20 protein-coding genes and 1 pseudogene are annotated in these 19166 nt (G+C 63.2%); 13 read left to right on the top strand and 8 right to left on the bottom strand.

Annotated elements, in window-relative coordinates; translation table 11 throughout:
* Window positions 1-303: 303 nt before the first annotated feature.
* The 3 genes from LPA34_RS07800 (at window position 304) to LPA34_RS07810 (ending at window position 4277) form a co-directional block, all read left to right on the top strand.
* Complete coding sequence (locus LPA34_RS07800) at window positions 304-2133, top strand: acyl-CoA dehydrogenase (RefSeq protein WP_228976679.1); 1830 nt, start codon at window positions 304-306, stop codon at window positions 2131-2133.
* Between the two features lie 50 nt (window positions 2134-2183).
* A complete protein-coding gene (locus LPA34_RS07805) occupies window positions 2184-2966 on the top strand; it encodes an SDR family oxidoreductase (protein WP_228976681.1) in 783 nt (260 codons plus the stop codon).
* Window positions 2967-3098: 132 nt separating this feature from the next.
* Window positions 3099-4277, top strand: coding sequence for an MFS transporter (locus LPA34_RS07810; RefSeq protein ID WP_228976684.1), 1179 nt, complete (start codon window positions 3099-3101; stop codon window positions 4275-4277).
* Window positions 4278-4342: 65 nt separating this feature from the next.
* Here the strand turns inward: LPA34_RS07810 and LPA34_RS07815 are convergent, their stop codons facing one another.
* Window positions 4343-5110, bottom strand: coding sequence for a bestrophin-like domain (locus LPA34_RS07815; RefSeq protein ID WP_228976687.1), 768 nt, complete (start codon window positions 5108-5110; stop codon window positions 4343-4345).
* 166 nt (window positions 5111-5276) lie between these two features.
* Complete coding sequence (locus tag LPA34_RS07820) at window positions 5277-6830, bottom strand: phospholipase D family protein (RefSeq protein ID WP_228976690.1); 1554 nt, start codon at window positions 6828-6830, stop codon at window positions 5277-5279.
* Window positions 6831-7036: 206 nt separating this feature from the next.
* Here LPA34_RS07820 and LPA34_RS07825 point away from each other — a divergent pair.
* From LPA34_RS07825 to LPA34_RS07835, 3 genes and pseudogenes are all read left to right on the top strand, one after another.
* Window positions 7037-7275: pseudogene (locus LPA34_RS07825) on the top strand (efflux transporter outer membrane subunit); the annotation flags it as partial.
* 79 nt (window positions 7276-7354) lie between these two features.
* A complete protein-coding gene (locus LPA34_RS07830) occupies window positions 7355-7741 on the top strand; it encodes an ArsR/SmtB family transcription factor (RefSeq protein WP_228976692.1) in 387 nt (128 codons plus the stop codon).
* 111 nt (window positions 7742-7852) lie between these two features.
* Window positions 7853-8479 carry a glutathione S-transferase family protein gene (locus LPA34_RS07835; RefSeq protein ID WP_228976694.1) on the top strand — a complete coding sequence of 209 codons (627 nt, stop codon included), beginning with the start codon at window positions 7853-7855 and terminating at the stop codon, window positions 8477-8479.
* 43 nt (window positions 8480-8522) lie between these two features.
* Here LPA34_RS07835 and LPA34_RS07840 read toward each other — a convergent pair whose 3' ends face one another.
* The gene (locus LPA34_RS07840) at window positions 8523-9473 is read right to left on the bottom strand and encodes an RNA polymerase sigma-70 factor (protein WP_228976696.1); all 951 of its coding nucleotides are present in this window, start codon (window positions 9471-9473) and stop codon (window positions 8523-8525) included.
* Between the two features lie 219 nt (window positions 9474-9692).
* Between LPA34_RS07840 and LPA34_RS07845 the strand changes: the two genes are divergently transcribed.
* Together LPA34_RS07845 and LPA34_RS07850 are read left to right on the top strand one after the other, a co-directional pair.
* Window positions 9693-10595 carry a DMT family transporter gene (locus LPA34_RS07845; protein WP_228976699.1) on the top strand — a complete coding sequence of 301 codons (903 nt, stop codon included), beginning with the start codon at window positions 9693-9695 and terminating at the stop codon, window positions 10593-10595.
* 97 nt (window positions 10596-10692) lie between these two features.
* Window positions 10693-11136, top strand: coding sequence for a cupin domain-containing protein (locus LPA34_RS07850; protein WP_228976700.1), 444 nt, complete (start codon window positions 10693-10695; stop codon window positions 11134-11136).
* Between the two features lie 33 nt (window positions 11137-11169).
* Here the strand turns inward: LPA34_RS07850 and kdgR are convergent, their stop codons facing one another.
* From kdgR to kduI, 3 genes are all read right to left on the bottom strand, one after another.
* Entirely contained in the window at window positions 11170-12057 is an 888-nt protein-coding gene (gene kdgR, locus LPA34_RS07855; protein WP_228976702.1) for a DNA-binding transcriptional regulator KdgR, read from the bottom strand.
* 107 nt (window positions 12058-12164) lie between these two features.
* Entirely contained in the window at window positions 12165-12920 is a 756-nt protein-coding gene (gene kduD / locus LPA34_RS07860) for a 2-dehydro-3-deoxy-D-gluconate 5-dehydrogenase KduD (protein WP_228976705.1), read from the bottom strand.
* Between the two features lie 64 nt (window positions 12921-12984).
* Window positions 12985-13821, bottom strand: coding sequence for a 5-dehydro-4-deoxy-D-glucuronate isomerase (gene kduI / locus LPA34_RS07865; protein WP_228976707.1), 837 nt, complete (start codon window positions 13819-13821; stop codon window positions 12985-12987).
* A 271-nt stretch (window positions 13822-14092) separates the two neighbouring features.
* Here kduI and kdgT point away from each other — a divergent pair, with 271 nt between their 5' ends.
* Together kdgT and LPA34_RS07875 are read left to right on the top strand one after the other, a co-directional pair.
* Window positions 14093-15109 carry a 2-keto-3-deoxygluconate transporter gene (gene kdgT / locus LPA34_RS07870; RefSeq protein ID WP_228976710.1) on the top strand — a complete coding sequence of 339 codons (1017 nt, stop codon included), beginning with the start codon at window positions 14093-14095 and terminating at the stop codon, window positions 15107-15109.
* Window positions 15110-15667: 558 nt separating this feature from the next.
* Window positions 15668-15976, top strand: a complete 309-nt coding sequence (locus LPA34_RS07875) for a chemotaxis protein (RefSeq protein ID WP_228976713.1) — start codon at window positions 15668-15670, stop codon at window positions 15974-15976.
* Window positions 15977-16067: 91 nt separating this feature from the next.
* Here the strand turns inward: LPA34_RS07875 and LPA34_RS07880 are convergent, their stop codons facing one another.
* On the bottom strand, window positions 16068-16220 hold the full coding sequence (locus LPA34_RS07880) for a DUF6496 domain-containing protein (RefSeq protein ID WP_228976714.1): 153 nt from the start codon (window positions 16218-16220) through the stop codon (window positions 16068-16070).
* A 425-nt stretch (window positions 16221-16645) separates the two neighbouring features.
* On the opposite strand from LPA34_RS07880, the gene LPA34_RS27065 reads away from it, so the two are divergent.
* Together LPA34_RS27065 and LPA34_RS07885 are read left to right on the top strand one after the other, a co-directional pair.
* Window positions 16646-16753, top strand: a complete 108-nt coding sequence (locus LPA34_RS27065) for a four-helix bundle copper-binding protein (protein WP_411178861.1) — start codon at window positions 16646-16648, stop codon at window positions 16751-16753.
* Between the two features lie 14 nt (window positions 16754-16767).
* Window positions 16768-17040 carry a hypothetical protein gene (locus LPA34_RS07885; protein WP_228976715.1) on the top strand — a complete coding sequence of 91 codons (273 nt, stop codon included), beginning with the start codon at window positions 16768-16770 and terminating at the stop codon, window positions 17038-17040.
* Between the two features lie 17 nt (window positions 17041-17057).
* Here the strand turns inward: LPA34_RS07885 and LPA34_RS07890 are convergent, their stop codons facing one another.
* The gene (locus LPA34_RS07890; protein WP_228976717.1) at window positions 17058-18356 is read right to left on the bottom strand and encodes a DNA topoisomerase IB; all 1299 of its coding nucleotides are present in this window, start codon (window positions 18354-18356) and stop codon (window positions 17058-17060) included.
* Between the two features lie 204 nt (window positions 18357-18560).
* Between LPA34_RS07890 and LPA34_RS07895 the strand changes: the two genes are divergently transcribed.
* Complete coding sequence (locus LPA34_RS07895) at window positions 18561-19115, top strand: type 1 glutamine amidotransferase domain-containing protein (RefSeq protein ID WP_228976808.1); 555 nt, start codon at window positions 18561-18563, stop codon at window positions 19113-19115.
* Window positions 19116-19166 lie beyond the last annotated feature (51 nt).

Genomic DNA, 19166 nt, shown 5'->3' on the forward strand with positions numbered 1-19166 from the left:
GATGGGGCGGGCGTTTCGGTTTCGGGCGAAGGGTTGCCCATATTGTACCGGTCGTGCCCGGGCGCGCCGGCGCTCACACATTGAAGAGACCGTTGCACGCCGGCTAGCGTAAACGAGTAGTTCCAGCGGGTTCCCGTTTTTGCCGTCACGCGATACACTCGATTTGAAACGAACGATCGTTCGTAAATTGCCGCAACCCCCTGATTGCGTTCATCTGCGCGCCGTCGCCCGATTGATGCGTGGGCGGCAGACCTGACGACACACCGCCAGCGCCGATGATCCAGCCGCCTGGAGACATCAACCTTGAGTCTGCTTCTATCCCGCCGTGACATCGAATTCATCCTCTACGAATGGCTCGATGCAACCGCGCTTGCGAACGCACCGCGCTATGCCGCGCATGGTCGCGATACGTTCGATGCCGTGCTCGACACCTGCGAACGGATGGCAGCCGACCTGTTCGCCAGCCACCATGCTAAAGGCGATCGCCATGAGCCTCAATTCGACGGCGAGAAAGTCACGCTGATTCCGGAAGTCGCCACGGCGTTGAAAGCGTTCGCGGACGCCGGCCTGATCGCGGCAGGGCAGGACGAAGCGCTTGGCGGCATGCAGTTGCCGAAACTCGTCGAACTCGCGGCTTTCGCGTATTTTCAGGCGGCCAATATTGCCACGGCGGCGTATCCGTTTCTGACCATCGGCAACGCGAACCTGCTGCTTGCACATGGAAGCGAGGCGCAGATCGACGCGTTCGTGCGACCCCAGATGGACGGTCGCGCGTTCGGCACGATGTGCCTGTCGGAGCCGCAGGCGGGATCGTCGCTGTCGGATATCGCCACGCGCGCCAATTACGAGGGCGAATCGCCATTCGGTGCGCAGTACCGGCTGACCGGCAACAAGATGTGGATCTCGGGCGGCGATCACGAACTCACGGACAACATCGTGCATCTGGTGCTCGCGAGGACGCCCGACGCGGATGGCCGGTTCGTGCCGGGCACGCGCGGCATTTCGCTCTTTATCGTGCCGAAGTACCTGGTTCGCGAAGACGGCACGCGCGGCGAGCGCAACGATGTCGCGCTTGCCGGCCTGAACCACAAGATGGGGTATCGCGGCACCACGAACTGCCTGCTGAATTTCGGCGAAGGCACCCGTTTTCGCCCGATGGGACGCGCGGGCGCCGTGGGCTATCTGGTCGGCGAGGCGCATCGCGGGCTTGCGTACATGTTCCACATGATGAACGAAGCGCGTATCGGTGTCGGTCTTGGTGCGGCCGCGCTCGGTTACACCGGCTATCTGCACGCGCTCGATTACGCGCGCACCCGTTCGCAGGGACGACCCGTCGGCCCGCTCGGCAAGGACGCCGGGTCGCCGCAGGTGCGTATCGCGGAGCATGCCGACGTCAAGCGCATGTTGCTTGCGCAGAAGTCGTATGTGGAAGGCGGCCTCGCGTTGAACCTGTACTGCGCGAAGCTCGTCGACGAAGAGCGCACGGGCGCGACGCCGGATGAGCGGGAAGCGGCCACGCTGCTACTCGGTATCCTGACGCCGATCGCGAAAAGCTGGCCGTCGCAATGGTGCCTGGCGGCGAACGATCTGGCGATCCAGGTGCACGGCGGCTACGGCTACACGCGCGATTACAAGGTCGAACAGCTGTATCGCGACAACCGGCTCAATCCCATTCATGAAGGCACGCACGGCATTCAGGCGCTCGATCTGCTGGGTCGCAAGGTGACGCTCGATGATGGCGCTGCGCTGCGTGCGCTGGTCGCCACGATCGCGCGGACAGTGACGCGCGCCAGCGACTGCACGGATCCGGAATGGCAACGTGCGGGCGAAACGCTCAACCAGAAGTGGTCGCGGATCGTGACGGCTACGCAACGCTTGTGGTCGGCGGGCGACCCGCGCGTGACGCTGGCCAACGCGAGCGTCTATCTGGAGGCGTTCGGCCACGCAGTGCTTGCGTGGATCTGGCTCGATCAGGCACTCGTCGCACACGGGAAGGCGGGTGACTTCTACGATGGCAAGCGCGCGGCGGCGCGTTATTTCGTGCGCTGGGAACTGCCGAAGATCGATGCGCAACTGGATCTGCTTGAAAGCCTCGATACAACGACACTCGATATGAAGGACGCGTGGTTCTGAGACGCTGGCCGGTCTCGCGCCAGGGCTAAAAACATCAAATGGAGACAGACATGGGTTTCATCGAACGATTGTTCGACCTGAGCGGCAAGAGCGCGCTCGTGACTGGCGGTTCACGCGGGCTTGGGCTGCAGATTGCCCGTGCGCTGGGCGGTGCCGGCGCGCGGGTGATGATTTCCGCGCGCAAGGTCGACGAACTGCGTAACGCGCAGGCGCAACTGAAGGAATACGGCATCGACGTCGAGTATGCCGTGGCCGACACCGCCCGCGACGACCAGATCGCGAGCCTTGCCGACGAAGCGCTCGGTCGCCTCGGACGTATCGACATTCTGGTGAACAACGCCGGTGCGACGTGGGGTGCGAAAGCGGAAGACCATCCGGTCGAGGCGTGGGACAAGGTTTTCAACCTGAACATTCGCGGGCTCTTTCTGCTCACGCAGCGCATCGGCAAGCGCTCGATGATTCCGAACGGTAGCGGACGGGTGATCAACGTGGCGTCGATTGCCGGCTTGCGCGGCAATCCGCCCGGCGCGATGAACACGATCGCCTATAACAGCAGCAAGGGCGCGGTGGTCAATTTCACGCGCGCGCTGGCGGGCGAGTGGGGGCAATACGGCATCACCGTGAACGCGATCGCGCCAGGCTTCTTTCCATCGAAGATGACACACGGCCTGCTCGAACAGATGGGTGCCGAAACCGTGGCCGCGCAGGCGCCGCTGCGGCGTCTCGGGACGGACACGGATCTGCATGGCGCGGCGCTTCTCTTTGCCTCGGAAGCGGGCCGGCATATCACCGGGCAGATCCTGGCAGTCGATGGCGGCGTGAGCGCCGTGTGACGGGTTGCGTCGGCTGACGTGGCAAAATAGCGCCGCGTGTAACTTTCAGGACTTCAGCCTTTGCAACAGATCCGCAAACGCGTGAGCGCATCGCCATCGTCTGCATCGGCCGTTGACTACGGGCTGTGGGCCTTGACTTTCAGCTACGTGCTGAGCCAGTTCTTCCGCAGCTATATCGCGGTGATTTCCACCCAGCTTATCGACAGTTTCCAGTTTTCGCCGCAGATGTTCGGCTGGTTTGCCGGCGCGTTCTTTCTCGTTTTTTCGCTCGCGCAGTTACCGGTCGGCCTTCTTTTCGACCGTTTTGGCGTTCGTCTGCCGACGGTCGCGCTCATGGCCGTCGGCACTGTTTCGGCCGTATTGCTGTCGTTCACGTCGAACGTGACGCTCGCGATCGTCGCGCAGGCAGGCATGGGTATCGGCTGCGCGCCGATCTTCATGGGCCTGCTGAACCATGTGCTGCGAACCGGGCACGGTCATCGCAACGTCCGTGCGGTTACGACGGCGAGTGCCATCGGCATGGCCGGGGCGCTGCTCGCCGCGTTTCCGCTGAGCCGCGCGACGGCCAGTTTCGGCTGGCGTCCCGTGATGGCGACGGCCGCGTTCGCGATGCTGTGCGCGACGCTCGCCGTGTTGTGTTTCGTGCGTCGCGGCGATAACGTCGCGCAGACACGAAAGACGGACAGGATGGCGCAGGCACAGCCGCCAGCCAGCGGTTCGACGCGTTTCTGGACGCTCATGCCGGCGTGTCTTGCCCTGTCGGTCGGCAGCACGTTCCGGACGTCGTGGGGCGGCCCCTATCTTGCTGACGTATTCGGCTTCGATGTGATCGCGCGTGGAAATGCGATGACGGTGACGAGTATCGTCGCCATCGCGGCATCGTTCTGCGTGCCGGTCGCGGTCCGTTACTGGGCGCCGAAAACGATTTCTTCGGTGTGGCTGCTGGCGGGTCTCGCCGCTGCGCTGCTGCTTGCGTTCAGCCCTGGCGAAAGCGCGGTGCTGAGCGTCGTGCTGCTCTGCGTGCTGTTCTCGGTCGGATCGATTCATCCGCTCGTGATGTCGCAGGCGCGCGCGATCATTCCCCCGCATCGACTCGGACTGAGCCTGGGGCTGCTCAACAGCATGGTGTTTCTCGGTATCGCGCTGACGAGCAGCTGCTTCGGCTGGATTACCGGGCATGCCCGGGCAGCGGGGCTATCGGATGCGGCGCTGTATGAGCGGCTCTTTCTGTTCACCGCCATCCCGCTCGCGCTGGGCACGGCGATCTATCGCTTCAGCCCGGTCGTGCCCCCGCATCAGGACGACGCGTAGCTAGCGGCGGGCAGTCGACCGTTCGCGTGACGTCAGGCTCCTGATGCTACATACGTGAGGCGGCGCTAAGGTTTGGGCAGCGACTGCGCGAGACTGATCAGGTTCTGCGGCACGACGCGGATGATGCCGTTACGCGGGCTGTCGATATCGGCGATGAGCATGATCGACAGCGAGACGACGAGCGGCATGACGAGCAGAAAGCGGGCTCTGGCCGTTCCGGTACGCGAGCCGTAACCGACCAGCAGATTGCAGAACAGCCCGATGATGACCAGCAGCGTCCAGGCGGCAAAGGGCACACGGTTCCACCAGGCGGCCTGTGTGTAGCCTTGCGCGTTGATCACGTCGTTCATGCCGGCGACCGCAAGCGCGGTGACCGGATTCGGCTGGGCAGCGGCGCCGGTGCGCACGGCCGTCCACATATCCGCTTCGAACTGCGTCGTGGTCGCGTCGATCTGCGCGAGTTCCTGTGGATCGCGGGTCCGGTAGTTCTGGATGCGCTGGTCCAGATACTTCAGCAGGAGCGCACGGGTTGCCGCCGCTTCCTGGGCCGGCAGCAGGTCGGCCCGCAGGAACTCGGTGCCGATTGCGTTGGCTTCCTCTTCCTCGTAGTTCTTGCGCTGGTCGTAACGTCCGACGGCCATCGAAAGACTGAAGCCGATCACGAGCGCGAGAAGTGTCAGCGTCGCGGACTGGACGACGCTGAAGTCGTCGCGGGACGCGTCATCGAGGGGCTTTTTGCCGCGCAGGACGGTGGCGCCGATCCATGCCGCAAGCGACATCAGCACCATCGTGGCCAGGAAGAAAAAAAGCGGGTGACTGACAAGTTGTTCCATGCACGGTTTCTCCTGAACGCTGACCGGTTTCCGCCACCGCCCATCCATGTCGACCTCGCGACTACGCGGCTGCGGCGCCCAGGCAGTGTACCGGACGCGCGTGCCGCCGGGAACGCAAACCGTGCCCGGTATCGATCGTGAGGCGGGTTGAGTGGCCGACCGTTGTCTACAGTTGCGATTCGATCGGCAGCAGGCCGAGGAACCAGATGCCGATGCGTTTCATCGTGGACACGTCGGGTTCGTCGAGTTCCTTCACCGTGCCGTCGGCTGCCGTATCGATCCACACGATCCGGCTCTTGCCGTTCGCATCCTTGCGTTCTTCGAGCCGCCACGCGATCTGGTCGAGTTTGGGCTCGAGCCCGTCCACCACTTCGGCTGCAATCGCTGCGCTCTGGCAGTAGACGCCGATTTCCGTGTTGAGCGTGATGGACCGCGGGTCGAGATTCATCGACCCGATGAAGATGCTCTTTCTGTCGAACACATAGGTCTTGGCGTGCAGCGAGGCCTTTGACGATCCGAGTATCGATTTCTTCTTCGCTTTCGGGTCTTCGCTGGCGGCGGGCTTCAGCTCGTACAGATGCACGCCCGCATCCAGCAAGTCCTTGCGGTAGCGCTGGTATCCGGCGTGCACCGCGGCGACATCGGTGGCCGCGAGCGAGTTGGTCAGGATCGTCACGCGCACGCCGCGCGCGGTCAGGGAGCGAATCCACTTGACGCCCTTCTTGCCGGGGACGAAGTACGGTGAGACGATCAGCATCTCCTTGTCCGGCGTGATGCTGAGCGCGTTGAACTGGGACAGCAGATGACCTTCGGGATCGTCGGGCGAACGGGTGATCTTGGCGGGGTCGTCGTAGAGCAGCGTCGCTTTTCCCCATGAAAACTTCGCACCATGTGTGGCGACCAGGTCGGCCAGACGCTGCTTCACCTGCATCACGTACGGCGAGTTTTCGTACGAGGCGACCGATGCCGCCAGTTTCGTGCGGTAGTTTGCGAGCGCGTCGGGGGCAGCGGGATGACCGGTCAGCGATTCGATGGGATAGGCGGCTTCGGAATTCCAGAACTGGTCGAACGCCATGGACACCTTATGGACGACCGGTCCGAACGTCAGCACATCGAGATCGCCAAACGACACGTCGTTCGATGCGCCGAAGTATTCGTCGCCGATATTGCGACCGCCGAGAATCGCCGCCTGGTTGTCCGCGATGATCGCCTTGTTGTGCATGCGCCGGTTGATACGGCTGAATTCGAGCGCGGAGCCGAGTGTCTTGAAGGTGCGGCTTGCCACCGGGTTGAAGAGCCGGACCTGCACGTTCGGGTGCGAGGCGATGGCGAGCAGGACATTGTCGTCCGCGCCGGTGCCGAGGTCGTCGAGCAGCACACGCACCCGCACGCCCCGGTCGGCCGCCGCGAGGACGGCGCTTGCCAGCTCCTGTCCCGTCTGGTCGTTGTGCCAGATGTAGTACTGCAGATCGAGCGTGCGATCGGCCTTCGCGGTGAGCACGATGCGGGCAAGGAGCGCATCGACACCGGTGGACAGCAGGTGAAACGCGTTTTCACCCGGATGTTGTTGTGCCTGCGGCACGAGCATCGTGCCGAGACGTGTGGTGTCCGTGTCGTAGAGCGCGTGCGACTCCACGCGACTGGACTGCGGCGGCAGACCCGCACAGGCCGACAGCAGCGCGACAAGAAAAACCACGAGGGTGGCGCGAAACGTTGTCATTGTTTGATCCTCCATCGTGCGGGGGGCGCCCGGGCAAAGTGCGCGCGGTCCGGCTGCCGGCGCGTGCTGCGTGTGCGTGCCGCATGGGACCAAAGTCCATTATCGACACGCCTTGCATTGTCATACGTTTTTCGTGAGTCAAGACAGATTGTGTGCCGTCGTGCCCGAACGGGAAATATACGCCATGAGCAAAGTGAAACCGTTCGGTCAGTCAGGCAGAAGCGCAGCAGCAACAGGCGTTGTACCCGTATCAGAAGGCGATCCAGGTTGCGTTCCAGGAAGTCTCCGACGCGCTCATCGCGCTTCAGAAGTCATGCGGGCAGCTTGTGGTCATCGGGCGTCAGGTCGATGCGCTTCGCACGTATTTCGCACGTATTCGCGCCTTGCACGGCTGCGTTACGAAGGCGGTTACACGAGCTATATCGAAGTGCCCGACGCCGGGCGCATGACCAACAGGGCGTACGGCCAGGCCGGCGATACAGCAAAGCCCGCCACGGACGCAACACGGACAGACAGCCCGCGCCATGACAGCGATACCTCTTGACAGTTTGCTCACGTCGTCTATAGTTCACCATATGGTGAAGTGTCCAGTCAGTCAGCTCGATCGTACGTTTTCGGCCCTCGTGGACCCTGCACGCCGGGCGATACTGGCACGCCTCGAGCGGGAACCGGGCCTGTCGATTAGCGAGATTGCCCACCCGCTGCCGCTCAAGCTGCCGGCAGTCATGAAGCATCTCGACGTGCTGAGTGAAGCGGGCCTGGTGTCGCGCACCAAGCGGGGCCGAACCGTCTCGGTGGAACTGGTCGCGGCGCCGATGGAAGAAGCGATGGCCTGGCTCAGGCGTTACGAGCGGTTCTGGTCGGCCAGCCTCGACCGGCTCGCTGATTTTGTCGAGAAGAACGACGATTGACGAGGGCGCGGCCGGCCCTGTGTATTCACCGGTACCAAGGCTGTGCATGCGGCATTTTCGCCATGCACGATGTGGTCTTCAAGACAGATGCAATCAATACTGAGGTCGCCAATGAAGCTCTACTACGCTGAAACGCCGGCTCCGCGCAAGGTATGTGCCGTTGCCCGATACCTGGGTCTGCCGATCGACTACGTCTATCTCGATCTGAAGAAAGGCGAGCACACCACGCCTGACTATCGCGCGATCAATCCGAACGCCAAGGTGCCGTGTCTGGTCGATGGCGACAGGATCATCTGGGAGGCGGACGCTATTCTTTGCCATCTGGCGCAGCACGCGGGCTCCAGCCTGTGGCCAGGCGATGCACGTCAATCCGAGGTCCTGCGCTGGCTAAGCTGGAACGGCTACCATTTCTACCGGTATGGCGGCGCGCTGTATTTCGAGCATCTCATCAAGGCCAGCTTCGGTCTGGGCGAACCGGATGCGACCGCGGTGGCGGAGGCACGGGACGCGTTTCGCCGCTACGCGAGCGTGCTGGACCGGCACCTGGAGGGGCGTCAGTGGCTCGTCGGCGACGATCTGACGATCGCTGATTTTTCCGTCGCGGTGACGTTGCCGTATGCGAAGCCGGCGGCCATGCCTTTGGAAGAGTTTCCGCAGGTTCAGCGCTGGCACGATCAACTCAACACGCTCGACGCCTGGCGCAATCCGTTTCCGGCGCGGGCGATGGCAAACGCCTGAGTTTTCATTCGCGACTGTGTCGTCATGCCTGTGCCGGTACAGGTCATGACGTTTGGGGAGGCGCACCTGTGACATCGGCGACACGGGGATCATTCGTGACTTGTGTGCCGTTGAGATTGCAGCCTCGCGCCGCGGCAATGCGGGCGAGCTTGTCGGGATTGCGCTGAACGTGAAAACGCACGATCCGTTCGCCATCGGTTTCGAGCGCCTGGGCCGACTCCAGGGCGCCATCGATAAACCGCAGCAAACCCCACTGCCCGTTGAGCATGACCACTTCATATCGTACGGCGTTGGGGTAGCGAAGGCGCGTGGCGAAAAATAGCTGCGCGATACGCTGGCCGCCGAGCATCGGCACGCCGAAGCTCGGCACCTTGCCACCGCCGTCGCCGATCAGTTGCGCGTCGTCGGCGAGCATGGCCTTGAGCGCGGCGAATTCGCCGCGCACTGCCGCATCGGCAAATCCGCGCAGCAACCGCAACTGCGTTTCGTGCGCAACCGTGTGGCGCGGCCGCTCGTCGCGCACCTGCACTTTCGCGCGATGCACGATCTGCCGGCACGCCGCTTCGGATTTGCCGAGCACTTCGGCGACCTCGTCGTATCCAGCATCGAATACTTCGCGCAGCAGCCAGGCTGCGCGCGCCTCGGGAGCGAGGCGTTCCAGCAACGTGAGGAAGGCCACCGAAACGTCGTTGGCATGTTCCAGTATCTGTTCGGGCGAGCTGGACGATTCCTCGAGAAGCGGCTCGGGCAGCCACAGGCCGACGTAGTGCTCGCGCTGGACTTTCGCCGCGCGGAGCCGGTCGATAGCCAGTCGCGTCGTCACCGAGACGAGCCAGGCTTCGGCGTTTTCCACGCGATCCTGCTGGGTTTCATGCCACCGGATCCACGCGTCCTGAACAACTTCCTCGGCTTCAGCCGAAGAGCCCAGCATACGATAAGCAATGCCCTGAAGACGGCGGCGGAGGCGGTTGAAGATGTCGGTTGCTTCGATCATGGTTACCCCAGACGTTTGATACCGCTGTGTTGTGACACGTGACTACACGTGAGGGTCATGGCGCGCGTGCCGGTTTGCGCCCGGATTCGCGGATTTGACGGGGCAGGACCCCTTCCGGTCTGTCAGGTGACGGGACGTCGGGTCGCCGGCCGCAACGGCAGTCTCAGTGTTCGGGGAAGCTTATTGTAATATTCTCTGCCGATCACCGCGCGTCACGACATGTCATCTTCCACGACCGCTTCCGCCCGTTCTCTTCCGCTGAGCGCCATCGGCGGCATACTTGCCTCGATGTTCTGCTTTGCCGTGGTGGACGCGCTGGCGAAGACGGTCGCATTGCCATATCCGGCCAACGAAGTGACGTTTTTCCGGATGCTGTTCGGGCTGGTTCCCGCCGTGGCGATGTGCTGCACCGGACGTCTTTTGTGGTCTGAACGACTCGCGAATCTCGACGTCAAGGGCCAGACGGTGCGGGCGCTGACGCTCCTCGGCGCGTCAGGCCTCTTCTTTGCCGGACTGCCCTACGTTCCGCTCGGCGAGGCCGTCGCGCTTGCGTATTCGGAGACGCTGATCGTGATCCTGCTCGCGCCGCTGATCCTGCACGAACGCCTGACGCGCCCGGGCGTCGCGGCCGCGATTGCCGGCTTCTGCGGTGTGCTGCTGGTGGCGCGTCCGTCCGGCGGCCAGTCGAGCTGGCTCGGCCCGACGCTGCTTCTGATGAGCGCGTTCTTCGGCGCGCTGTCGATCGTGCAGATCAAGCGCATCCGTTCCACCGACGATCCCGAAACCATGGTGCTCTTTTTCACGCTGGTGGGGACGCTCGTGACCGGATGCACGCTCTTCTTCAGCTGGCGAAACGTATCGTTGGCGGCGCTGCTGACCATGGCGATTCTCGGCGTCTTCGCGACCGCCGGACAATTGCTGATGACCGTTGCGTTCCGCCAGGCGGATGCAGGCAAACTCGCGCCCTACAACTACACGAGCATCGTGTGGGCAGCCGTGTTCGGTTACGTCATATGGAATGAGACGATGCCGCCATTGTCTCTCGTGGGAATCGCGCTGATCGTCGGCAGTGCGATCGCGGTCGCGGTGCGCAGAAAGGACCCCGAGGGTCCGCTTGCGTGACGTCGCGCGGGGGCCTGGCGCATAATCCCTGCTGATCGGGCGCCCCCGGTTAACCTCGGTGAACTGACGAAATTCTTCAACCAGAAGGAGTTTGACGATGACTTCCGGCGGCACGGCGGCAGGCGAACCGATCAACATCGGTCAACTGGGCATTCGATACCTGATCGATGGAACCGCGACGGGCGGAATGGGCATGTTCGAGTTGACGGTGCCGTCCGGCTCGCCGGTTCCGCCGCCGCACAGTCATACGCGTAACGACGAATGCGTCTATATCCTGGAGGGCACGTTGCGCTACTCGGTCGATGGCGTGGTTCGCGACCTGACGCCAGGCGAGTGGATGTTCACGCCACGCGGCTCGGTGCATCACTTCAGCAACCCGCACGATGTCACAGCATGCGCATTGATCGTCCTTACGCCTGACGTCGGTGCCCAGTATTTTCGCGATGTCAGGTCGGTCTTCACCGCCGGCGGCCCGCCCGATCGCCAGAAGCTCGTCGAAGTCATGGCGAAGTATGGACTGGTGCCCGCGCCTTCGCGGTAGCGTGTACCGGATTCGCGGCGTTTCAGCGCGGTTTCACCCCTGTTCGACGGCCGCATGTTCCGGTGCGGTTGCATCGCGATAGCCGAGCCGTGTCGAGATCGCGAGTCCCGAGCGCTGGAGCAGGGCGACGTAGTGCGACTTCGTGTCGGCGCCGCAACGCATGGTCGGAAATGAAATCGACAGGCCGGCGATCACGCGGCCGAAGCGGTCGAACACCGGCACCGCGAGACATCGAAGCCCTTCCTCCTGCTCCTCGTTGTCCTCGCCATAGCCTTGCTCGCGTACATGCGGCAGGATACCCAGAACGGCTTCGGCGGAGGAGAGCGTCTTGGGCGTCGACTTGCGGAATTCCGCGTGCGAGAGCACTTCGCGCGCGTCGGCCGGGTCCATCCATGCAAGCAGGACCTTGCCGATCGCCGTGCTGTGCAGCGGATTGCGCCGACCGATGCGCGACTGCATCCGCAGCCCGTAGTCGGCGTCGATCTTGTGAATGTAGATGATGCTGTCTTCGTCGAACGCGCCAAGGTGGACCGCTTCGCGCGTGGCCTGCGCGATGCGGCGCATCTCGACGTCGGCCTCGCGCACGAGATCGACGCTCTCCAGCGCTTTCGCGCCGAGTTCGAAGAGACGGATCGTCAGCCGGTAACGCTCGGTCTCGACTTCCTGCGTTACGTAGCCAAGCGCCTTCAGCGTCTGCATGACGCGATGTACCGTCGTCTTCGACATGCCGAGCCGCTGCGACAGTTCGCTGATGCCGGTCTGTCCGCTGTCGCCAACAGCGGACAGAATCGCGAATACCCTGCCGATGGACGAGGCCGATTCACCCCGGTCGTGACCCGCACCGCCACTGCAACCGGCGATGTCCGTTTCCTGTCTGTGCGCGACGGCGGGTTCCCTGCGCTGTTTGGCCATAGCTGTCATATCCGTCATATCCGTCATATCCATCATGTCCTGTCGATACCAGGCGTGCGGGGTACACCGTGCGCCGCGATACGTGCCGCCGCTGCGTAACCGTGCGGCGCGCGAGCCTAGCGCGCGAGCCACCCTCCGTCCACTGCGAGCGTATGACCGTGCACGTAGTCCGACGCCGGCGAGGCCAGGAACACGACAGGTCCCGCGAGATCGTCCGGCGCGCCCCAGCGGCCCGCTGGAATCCGCGCAAGAATTTCGTCGTTACGCTGGACATCGCCACGCAGCGCCGCCGTGTTCGCCGTTGCCATGTAGCCGGGCGCGATCGCGTTCACGTTGATGCCGTGGATGGCCCATTCGTTCGCGAGAAGCCGCGTGAGACCGAGCACGCCGCTTTTCGACGCCGTGTAGGACGCAACGCGAATGCCGCCCTGAAACGACAGCATCGACGCAACGTTGATGATCTTGCCCCCGCGCTGCTGCTTCACGAACTGCCGGGCGACGGCCTGCGACAGAAAGAATACGCTCCTCAGATTCACGTCCATCACCGCGTCCCAGTCGTCTTCGGTGAAGGCGAGCGCGTCTTCGCGGCGGATGATACCCGCATTGTTCACGAGCACATCGACTCGGCCGAACGCTTCGATCGCGGCGCGCACGATGTCGTCGACTGGTGCGGTTGACGCGAGGTCGGCGCGCACGTCCGCGAAGCGCCGTCCGGTCGCCTCGACACGCGCGGGCGTGTCGCTCGCGCCCGCGCGGCTCACGCCGACGATGTCGCAGCCGGCTGCGGCAAGCGCGACGGCCATGCCCGCGCCGAGTCCCGTGTTGCTGCCGGTAACGATAGCGACCTTGCCGCCCAGATCGAAGGTTTTCACTGCGTAAGCCCCTGTTGTGCCGGTGTAGTGTCTGTTTCGTATTGCCCGCGAAGCGCGTCGGCGATCAGCGCAGATATCTCACGGCGACGTGATCCATATCGCCGAACACCTGGTTTTCGCCGACCATGCCCCAGATGAACGTGTAGGCCCGCGTGCCGACGCCCGAGTGAATCGACCAGCTGGGCGAAATCACGGCCTGCTCGTTGTGCACGACAATGTGCCGCGTTTCATCCGGCGCGCCCATCATGTGAAAGACGGCCGCATCGTCGGCGATGTTGAAATAGAAATACACCTCCATGCGGCGCTCATGCGTGTGGCACGGCATCGTGTTCCAGAGGTTGCCGGGTTCGAGTTTCGTCATGCCCATCGAGAGCTGGCAGGTCGGCAGTACCTCGGGAACGATGAACTTGTAGATCGTGCGGCGATTGCTCGTGGCCGGATCGCCGAGCGTCTGCGGCGATGCCTGTGCGAGTGAAATCGTGCGGGTCGGATACGACACATGCGCCGGTGCGCAGTTCAGGTAGAACTTCGCCGGGCGCGCGGTGTCTTCGCTGCCGAACGCGACCGACTGCGCACCCTTGCCGATGTAGATCGCCTCTTCGTTGCGAACGGGATAGCGCGTGCCGTCCACATCGACCCAGCCGTCGCCGCCGATGTTGATCGCACCGAGTTCGCGGCGCTCAAGCAGATAACCGACGCCGATCGCCTTGCCGAGCGAACTGGGGACTTCGACCGCGCGCGTGGCGGGCAGCACGCCGCCCACGATGATGCGGTCGATATGGCTGTAAGTGAGTTTCAGTGCGTCGGGCTCGAACACCTGGTCGACGAGAAACTCCCTGCGCAGGCCGGCTGTATCGAGTGTCTTCGCGTACTCGCTGTTGATGCTCTGTCTCACTTCCATTGTCTGTCTCCTGCTGCGTCGGAATGGTCACGACTGTAGCGCAAAATATCGTTTCCGGAACATCGGTCCAAAAATATTGCACCGTCACGCCAGGCGTGACAATACCTCCGTCCAGCATGGGGGTAAACGATTACCTTAAACTCGATCAATATCGGAACATCGTTCCTTTTGTGATGCTATATTGCGCCGAAAGGGAGCAGCCCGTCACGTGAACGGGACATCACCCCGGGTCACCGACCCGACAACAGGACGCAAAGTCCATGGAGGAGGCATGAATATCAAGAAGGCCATCGACCGCGTACCTGGCGGCCTGATGCTGGTGCCGCTGCTGCTGGGCGCCTGTGTTCACACCTTCGCGCCGGGCGCCGGGAAGTACTTCGGGTCCTTCACGAATGGACTGATTGCCGGCACCGTGCCGATTCTGGCGGTGTGGTTCTTCTGCATGGGCGCGACCATCAATCTGCGGGCGACCGGTGTGGTCCTGCGCAAGTCGGGCACACTGCTCGTGACGAAAATGATCGTTGCATGGATAGCGACGATTGTCGCTTCGCACTTCATTCCGGTAGACGGCGTGAAGGCGGGGCTTTTCGCAGGCCTCTCGATACTCGCGATCACGACCTCGATGGACATGACCAACGGCGGTCTTTACGCCGCCGTGATGCAGCAATACGGCACGCGGGAAGAGGCGGGTGCGTTCGTGCTGATGTCGGTCGAATCGGGGCCGCTCATCAGCATGCTGATTCTCGGCGCGACCGGCGTCGCGTTCTTCGAGCCGCGGCTTTTTGCCGGCGCGGTGCTGCCGTTTGTCGTGGGCTTCGTGCTCGGCAATCTCGACCGCGATCTGCGCGACCTGTTTGGCCGCTGCGTGCATCCGCTGATTCCGTTCTTCGGCTTTGCGCTTGGCAACGGCATCGACCTGCACGTGATCGCCACGAGCGGACTGCCGGGCGTCCTGATCGGCTTCGGCGTAATCGTCGTGACGGGCATTCCGCTTATCCTGGCTGACCGCTGGATCGCGGGCGGCAACGGAGCGGCGGGACTCGCGGCGTCGTCGACGGCGGGAGCGGCGGTGGCGAATCCGGCGATCATCGGCGAGATGATTCCGCGCTTCAAGCCGCTGGTGCCGGCCGCAACGGCGATGGTGGCGACGGCCTGCCTCGTGACCGCTATTCTCGTGCCGATTCTCACGGCGCTATGGGTGCGCAGGTTTCAACCGCGCGACGCATCGCGCGAGGAGATCGAGGATGCGACCGCACAACCGCTGAACGAGCGCGACGTTCACGTGTGACGTAAATAGAAGCTTCCGCACGTGGCCAAAGAGTGACTAAAGACACGCCCGCTGTGTGAGATTGCATCACGCAGCGGGCGTTTTGCGTTCTGGTTCTGTTCCCGATCGATCGTGTGATCTGGACCAAACCGCTGATCCATTGATAGTCCACGGCCGCACGCAGGGTCCCACGCGCTGCGTTTCGAATGCGTACGGTGCCGCCGCGGTCTCAGTTGGCCAGCATCTCGATCACGCTGACGATGAATGCGAACACGCTGATACAGCCACCGAGGGTGACCGCGCCTTGCATGAAAGGTGACATACGCTGCTCCGTTGAGGTGAAGGACCGCCCATATTAAATCTCAACAGAAAGGAAAAAGAAAGGTTTGGTCGACTGACCTGCTGCTTTTCTCCGGCGGCATCCGAAGCCAACCCGATGCGCAACCGCGCCGGTTCGACCGGAAAACCGCGCTGGCCAGTTTGCCAGGCACATCACCTGCTGCGTCATGAGTGCCCACGTGACCGCCATCCGCTTGCGTTTCCGCGTTCGTGGCAGTGCTTTCGACGAAGGAGGATTTCATGAGCAGCACGCTAGATTCCGATAACGATTTGCCCGAACCGGACGTGCCGGGACGGGATACCGGCGCCCTCGGCCCTGGCGATTCGTCCGATAGCGGAAGCGATGTCGCGGGTGCGAAACGCCACGATTTCGACCGCGACACGGAGTTGGACAATCATGCGCTCGAAACCGGCGCCGAGGAGGCGCGGAGCGACACCGATCGCGCCGGCACGGGCGAGCGCGCTGCGGCGGACGGCGACGAAACGTTGCGCCCGGACGAAGACGTCCTGCCTGACAGGATCGACGACGTCGATGCCGACGCGCCGTAGTTGCAGGCGCCGACAGCTCCGGCGAAGCAGCGTGGCGATTCCTCCAGCGGCGTTGGCCGACTCGCCCTTTCCGGGGGCCGCCATTCGTGCGCTACTTCCGGCTCTTCTTCGGAATCTTCGCGCCCGACTTGCGCGCCTCGTTGAGCGCGATCGCTACAGCCTGCTTCTGCGATTTTCCCTGTTTGATCCCGGTTTTGATGTTCTTCGAGACCGCTTCGCGCGATTTTCCTTTACTGAGCGGCATGTCCTTCTCCTTTGAAGTATTCCGGTTCGCCGGGGCTTGCCGTGCTACACAGTCCCCAACGCATTCACCGCCGACGTCGAATACGCGGCGGGCGAGCGGTACGAAAGCAAGCATTGGCCGTGCCCGCAACAGAACCCGTGTGTACGCGAAAAGCGGTTGTTGATTTTTTAGCTCACGCAAAGGGATATCGCGGCCGCTGCACAGACAAGATCACCGCGCGCCCAAAGCGCGAATCTTCTTTCAACCACGACGCGTAAGAAATGCAACCTGTGATGGCGATGGTTCGTCCTGGTGCCATGCATCGCAGCGCTTTTCGTGCGTGCGCATTCTCGCGCACCGGAACACGGCTTGCTCCCACTTCAGCAAGCAAAAGAACGCATTTCGAGCCGGCGAACCCGTAGGCGAGGGACGCCACGTCCCCGCGTATGCGCCCCCCGCGAGGAGTAGGGCCCCGGCATCCAGAGGATGCCGACCATTGCCGCGTATGCAGCGGTGCCTGTCGCGCCTGCGCGCAGGCAGGCCGCGCGATGTGACAGGAGAACCAGCTGTGTGGCAAGTCGAGGTTGCGGCAATGCTGCTTGCGGCAGTCGTTTGCTATGTGCACTACGAAATCCCGCGCTTCACGCTCGGGTTTGCCAGGCGCGCAACAGCGCATGGCGTTCTGCTCACGGTCGGCCTCGCGTTTGGGGCCACCTGCGCATGGTTGCCGGCCAGACCCCTGCCGTCATGGCTCGCATTCGCGGCAGGTTTCGGACTGGTTCATCTGCCGGCCGGCGCGATCCTGCTAGTCAAACGGATGCGGGGGTCGACGATGTCGTGATCGGAATGATCCACGGCTTAACGAGCCTGCCTCACCGCATGCGAGCACGCCACGCGGCCCGCGCTGGATGCGCGGCGCGGCGTTTGCGCACCGGACCCGGTCGCGGATTTCGCAACGCTCGCCTTGCGCGCCGAACGGGACTTCTTGAGTAATGTTGTCAGCGAGCCTTCGATCCCGCCGTGCATCGCGGAGTCGCCCGTCTTGCAGCCACTGGCTGCCGCACGACGCGCGAGCTTCGCGGCACGCCGGGCCGTCCGTGCCAGCAGCGCGGCAAACGCCGCTTCATCCACTTTCAGGCCGCGGCGTGCCTGCCTGGACGGCAAGTCCTGCAATTCATCCGCTTCGAACGCGCTGATCACGGCCGGGTGTATGTAGCAGCGCCGGCACACCGCTGGTGTATTGCGTAGCAACGTCGCCACCTCCCTGATTGTCGCGACGACATGCCGGTGTGCTTCCGCCGCGCTACTGCACATCAGGCGCCGCAGCACCGCCAGTGCATAGACGCTGCCCGCCCATGTCCGGTAGTCCTTCGCGGTGAGGTCCGCATCGCTCGCGCGGCGCAGGTAGTCGTTGATGTCGCCCGAGCCGATCGTGCGGCGCGTGCCGTCCTCGTCGAGATACTGGAACAGATCGTGGCCCGGCAAATCGGCGCAGCGCCGCACGATGCCTCTGACGCGGGGATGATCCACCGCGACATCGTGCTCGATGCCGCTCTTGCCGCGAAACTTCAGGCGCAACTGGCCCGCTTCGATCTTCACATGCTTCTTGCGCAGTGTCGTCAGACCGTACGACTGGTTATCGCGCGCGTATTCGACGCTGCCGACGCGAATGAGCGTCGTGTCGAGCAACTGCACGATCGCGGCGATGACCTTGTCGCAAGGCATGCCTGGCAACTTCAGATCGCGCGCGACGCGCGCGCGGATCTTCGGCAACGCGCGGCCAAACGCGGCCATGCGCTCGTATTTGTCGGCGTCGCGTATCTCGCGCCAGCGCGGGTGATAGCGGTACTGCTTGCGACCACGCGCGTCACGGCCGGTCGCCTGCAGATGACCTCGGGCGTCCGCGCAGATCCATACGTCTTCGTAAGCGGGCGGAATCGCCAGCGCGTCGATGCGGGCGATTTCATCGGCGTCGTCGATGCGTCTGCCTGCCGCGTCGAAGTACGCGAAACTGTCCTTTTCCCGTTTGCGGGAGTAGCCGGGATGCGTGTCGTCCGTGTACCGCAGACCCGGCGCAATCGTGCCGGAATTGAATGGCCGGGAGGCGTCGTCTATGCGGTGCCGGGTTGGGTGAACGGGATGAGTTGGGGCTGCCATTGTTATCGATAAAAATTTCAGCGGACAGGGTGCGGGTTGCGCCAGTCGCAGGGCTATGAGCAAGACCGATGCCCGATGCGTGTTCCGCTTTGCAAGGGTTGTAGCAAACCGGTGGCATACGGGCACGAGGGATGCTCAATAGCCAGTCAACCGGGTCGCCTTCGGCGTATTCGAACGGATGGAGAACTTCCCATGGAGGACAAGATGGCCAATGAACTTGCAGGCTGCAAGGTAGCGGTGCTCGCGGTTGACGGTTTCGAGCAGGCTGAGCTGCTCGAACCGAAACGCGCGCTAACGGAAGCTGGGGCGGAAGTGCACGTGGTCTCGGCGAAACCAGGCAAGATTCAGGGCTTCAGGCACGTCGACAAAGGCGAGACGGTCGACGTGGACGCAACCTTCGACAAGGTTCGTCCCGACGACTACGACGCTGTCGTGTTGCCCGGCGGCGTGATCAACGGCGATGCGATCCGGTTGATTCCCGAAGCGCAGGCGTTCGTGCGAGCTGTCGATGGCGCGAAGAAACCTGTGGCGGTGATTTGTCATGGCGGCTGGCTGCCGGTTTCGGCTGGCATCGTCAAGGGGCACACGATGACGAGCTGGCCCAGCTTGCAGGACGACATCCGCAACGCCGGCGGCACATGGATCGACAAGCAGGTCGTCGAGGACGGCAACTTCATCACAAGCCGCAAGCCGGACGATCTTCCCGCTTTCAACAAGAAGCTGATCGCTCAACTGGCGAGCCATCGTCGGAGTGCGTGACATGTGCGCGGGGCTGGCGTCGCTCGCACGTGAACCCATGGCGCGCGGAGA

Origin of the sequence: Paraburkholderia gardini (assembly GCF_907164575.1) — a bacterium.
Taxonomy (GTDB): domain Bacteria; phylum Pseudomonadota; class Gammaproteobacteria; order Burkholderiales; family Burkholderiaceae; genus Paraburkholderia; species Paraburkholderia gardini.

Coding starts and splice junctions, on each gene's coding strand:
- LPA34_RS07815 (WP_228976687.1), bottom strand. CDS start 5,110: ATGGAACAACTTGTCAGTCACCCGCTTTTTTTCTTCCTGGCCACGATG.
- LPA34_RS07840 (WP_228976696.1), bottom strand. CDS start 9,473: ATGATCGAAGCAACCGACATCTTCAACCGCCTCCGCCGCCGTCTTCAG.
- kdgR (WP_228976702.1), bottom strand. CDS start 12,057: ATGACAGCTATGGCCAAACAGCGCAGGGAACCCGCCGTCGCGCACAGA.
- kdgT (WP_228976710.1), top strand. CDS start 14,093: ATGAATATCAAGAAGGCCATCGACCGCGTACCTGGCGGCCTGATGCTG.
- LPA34_RS07875 (WP_228976713.1), top strand. CDS start 15,668: ATGAGCAGCACGCTAGATTCCGATAACGATTTGCCCGAACCGGACGTG.
- LPA34_RS07835 (WP_228976694.1), top strand. CDS start 7,853: ATGAAGCTCTACTACGCTGAAACGCCGGCTCCGCGCAAGGTATGTGCC.
- LPA34_RS07845 (WP_228976699.1), top strand. CDS start 9,693: ATGTCATCTTCCACGACCGCTTCCGCCCGTTCTCTTCCGCTGAGCGCC.
- LPA34_RS07880 (WP_228976714.1), bottom strand. CDS start 16,220: ATGCCGCTCAGTAAAGGAAAATCGCGCGAAGCGGTCTCGAAGAACATC.
- LPA34_RS07890 (WP_228976717.1), bottom strand. CDS start 18,356: ATGGCAGCCCCAACTCATCCCGTTCACCCAACCCGGCACCGCATAGAC.
- LPA34_RS27065 (WP_411178861.1), top strand. CDS start 16,646: ATGCGCCCCCCGCGAGGAGTAGGGCCCCGGCATCCAGAGGATGCCGAC.
- LPA34_RS07820 (WP_228976690.1), bottom strand. CDS start 6,830: ATGACAACGTTTCGCGCCACCCTCGTGGTTTTTCTTGTCGCGCTGCTG.
- LPA34_RS07895 (WP_228976808.1), top strand. CDS start 18,561: ATGGCCAATGAACTTGCAGGCTGCAAGGTAGCGGTGCTCGCGGTTGAC.
- LPA34_RS07850 (WP_228976700.1), top strand. CDS start 10,693: ATGACTTCCGGCGGCACGGCGGCAGGCGAACCGATCAACATCGGTCAA.
- LPA34_RS07805 (WP_228976681.1), top strand. CDS start 2,184: ATGGGTTTCATCGAACGATTGTTCGACCTGAGCGGCAAGAGCGCGCTC.
- kduI (WP_228976707.1), bottom strand. CDS start 13,821: ATGGAAGTGAGACAGAGCATCAACAGCGAGTACGCGAAGACACTCGAT.
- LPA34_RS07830 (WP_228976692.1), top strand. CDS start 7,355: ATGACAGCGATACCTCTTGACAGTTTGCTCACGTCGTCTATAGTTCAC.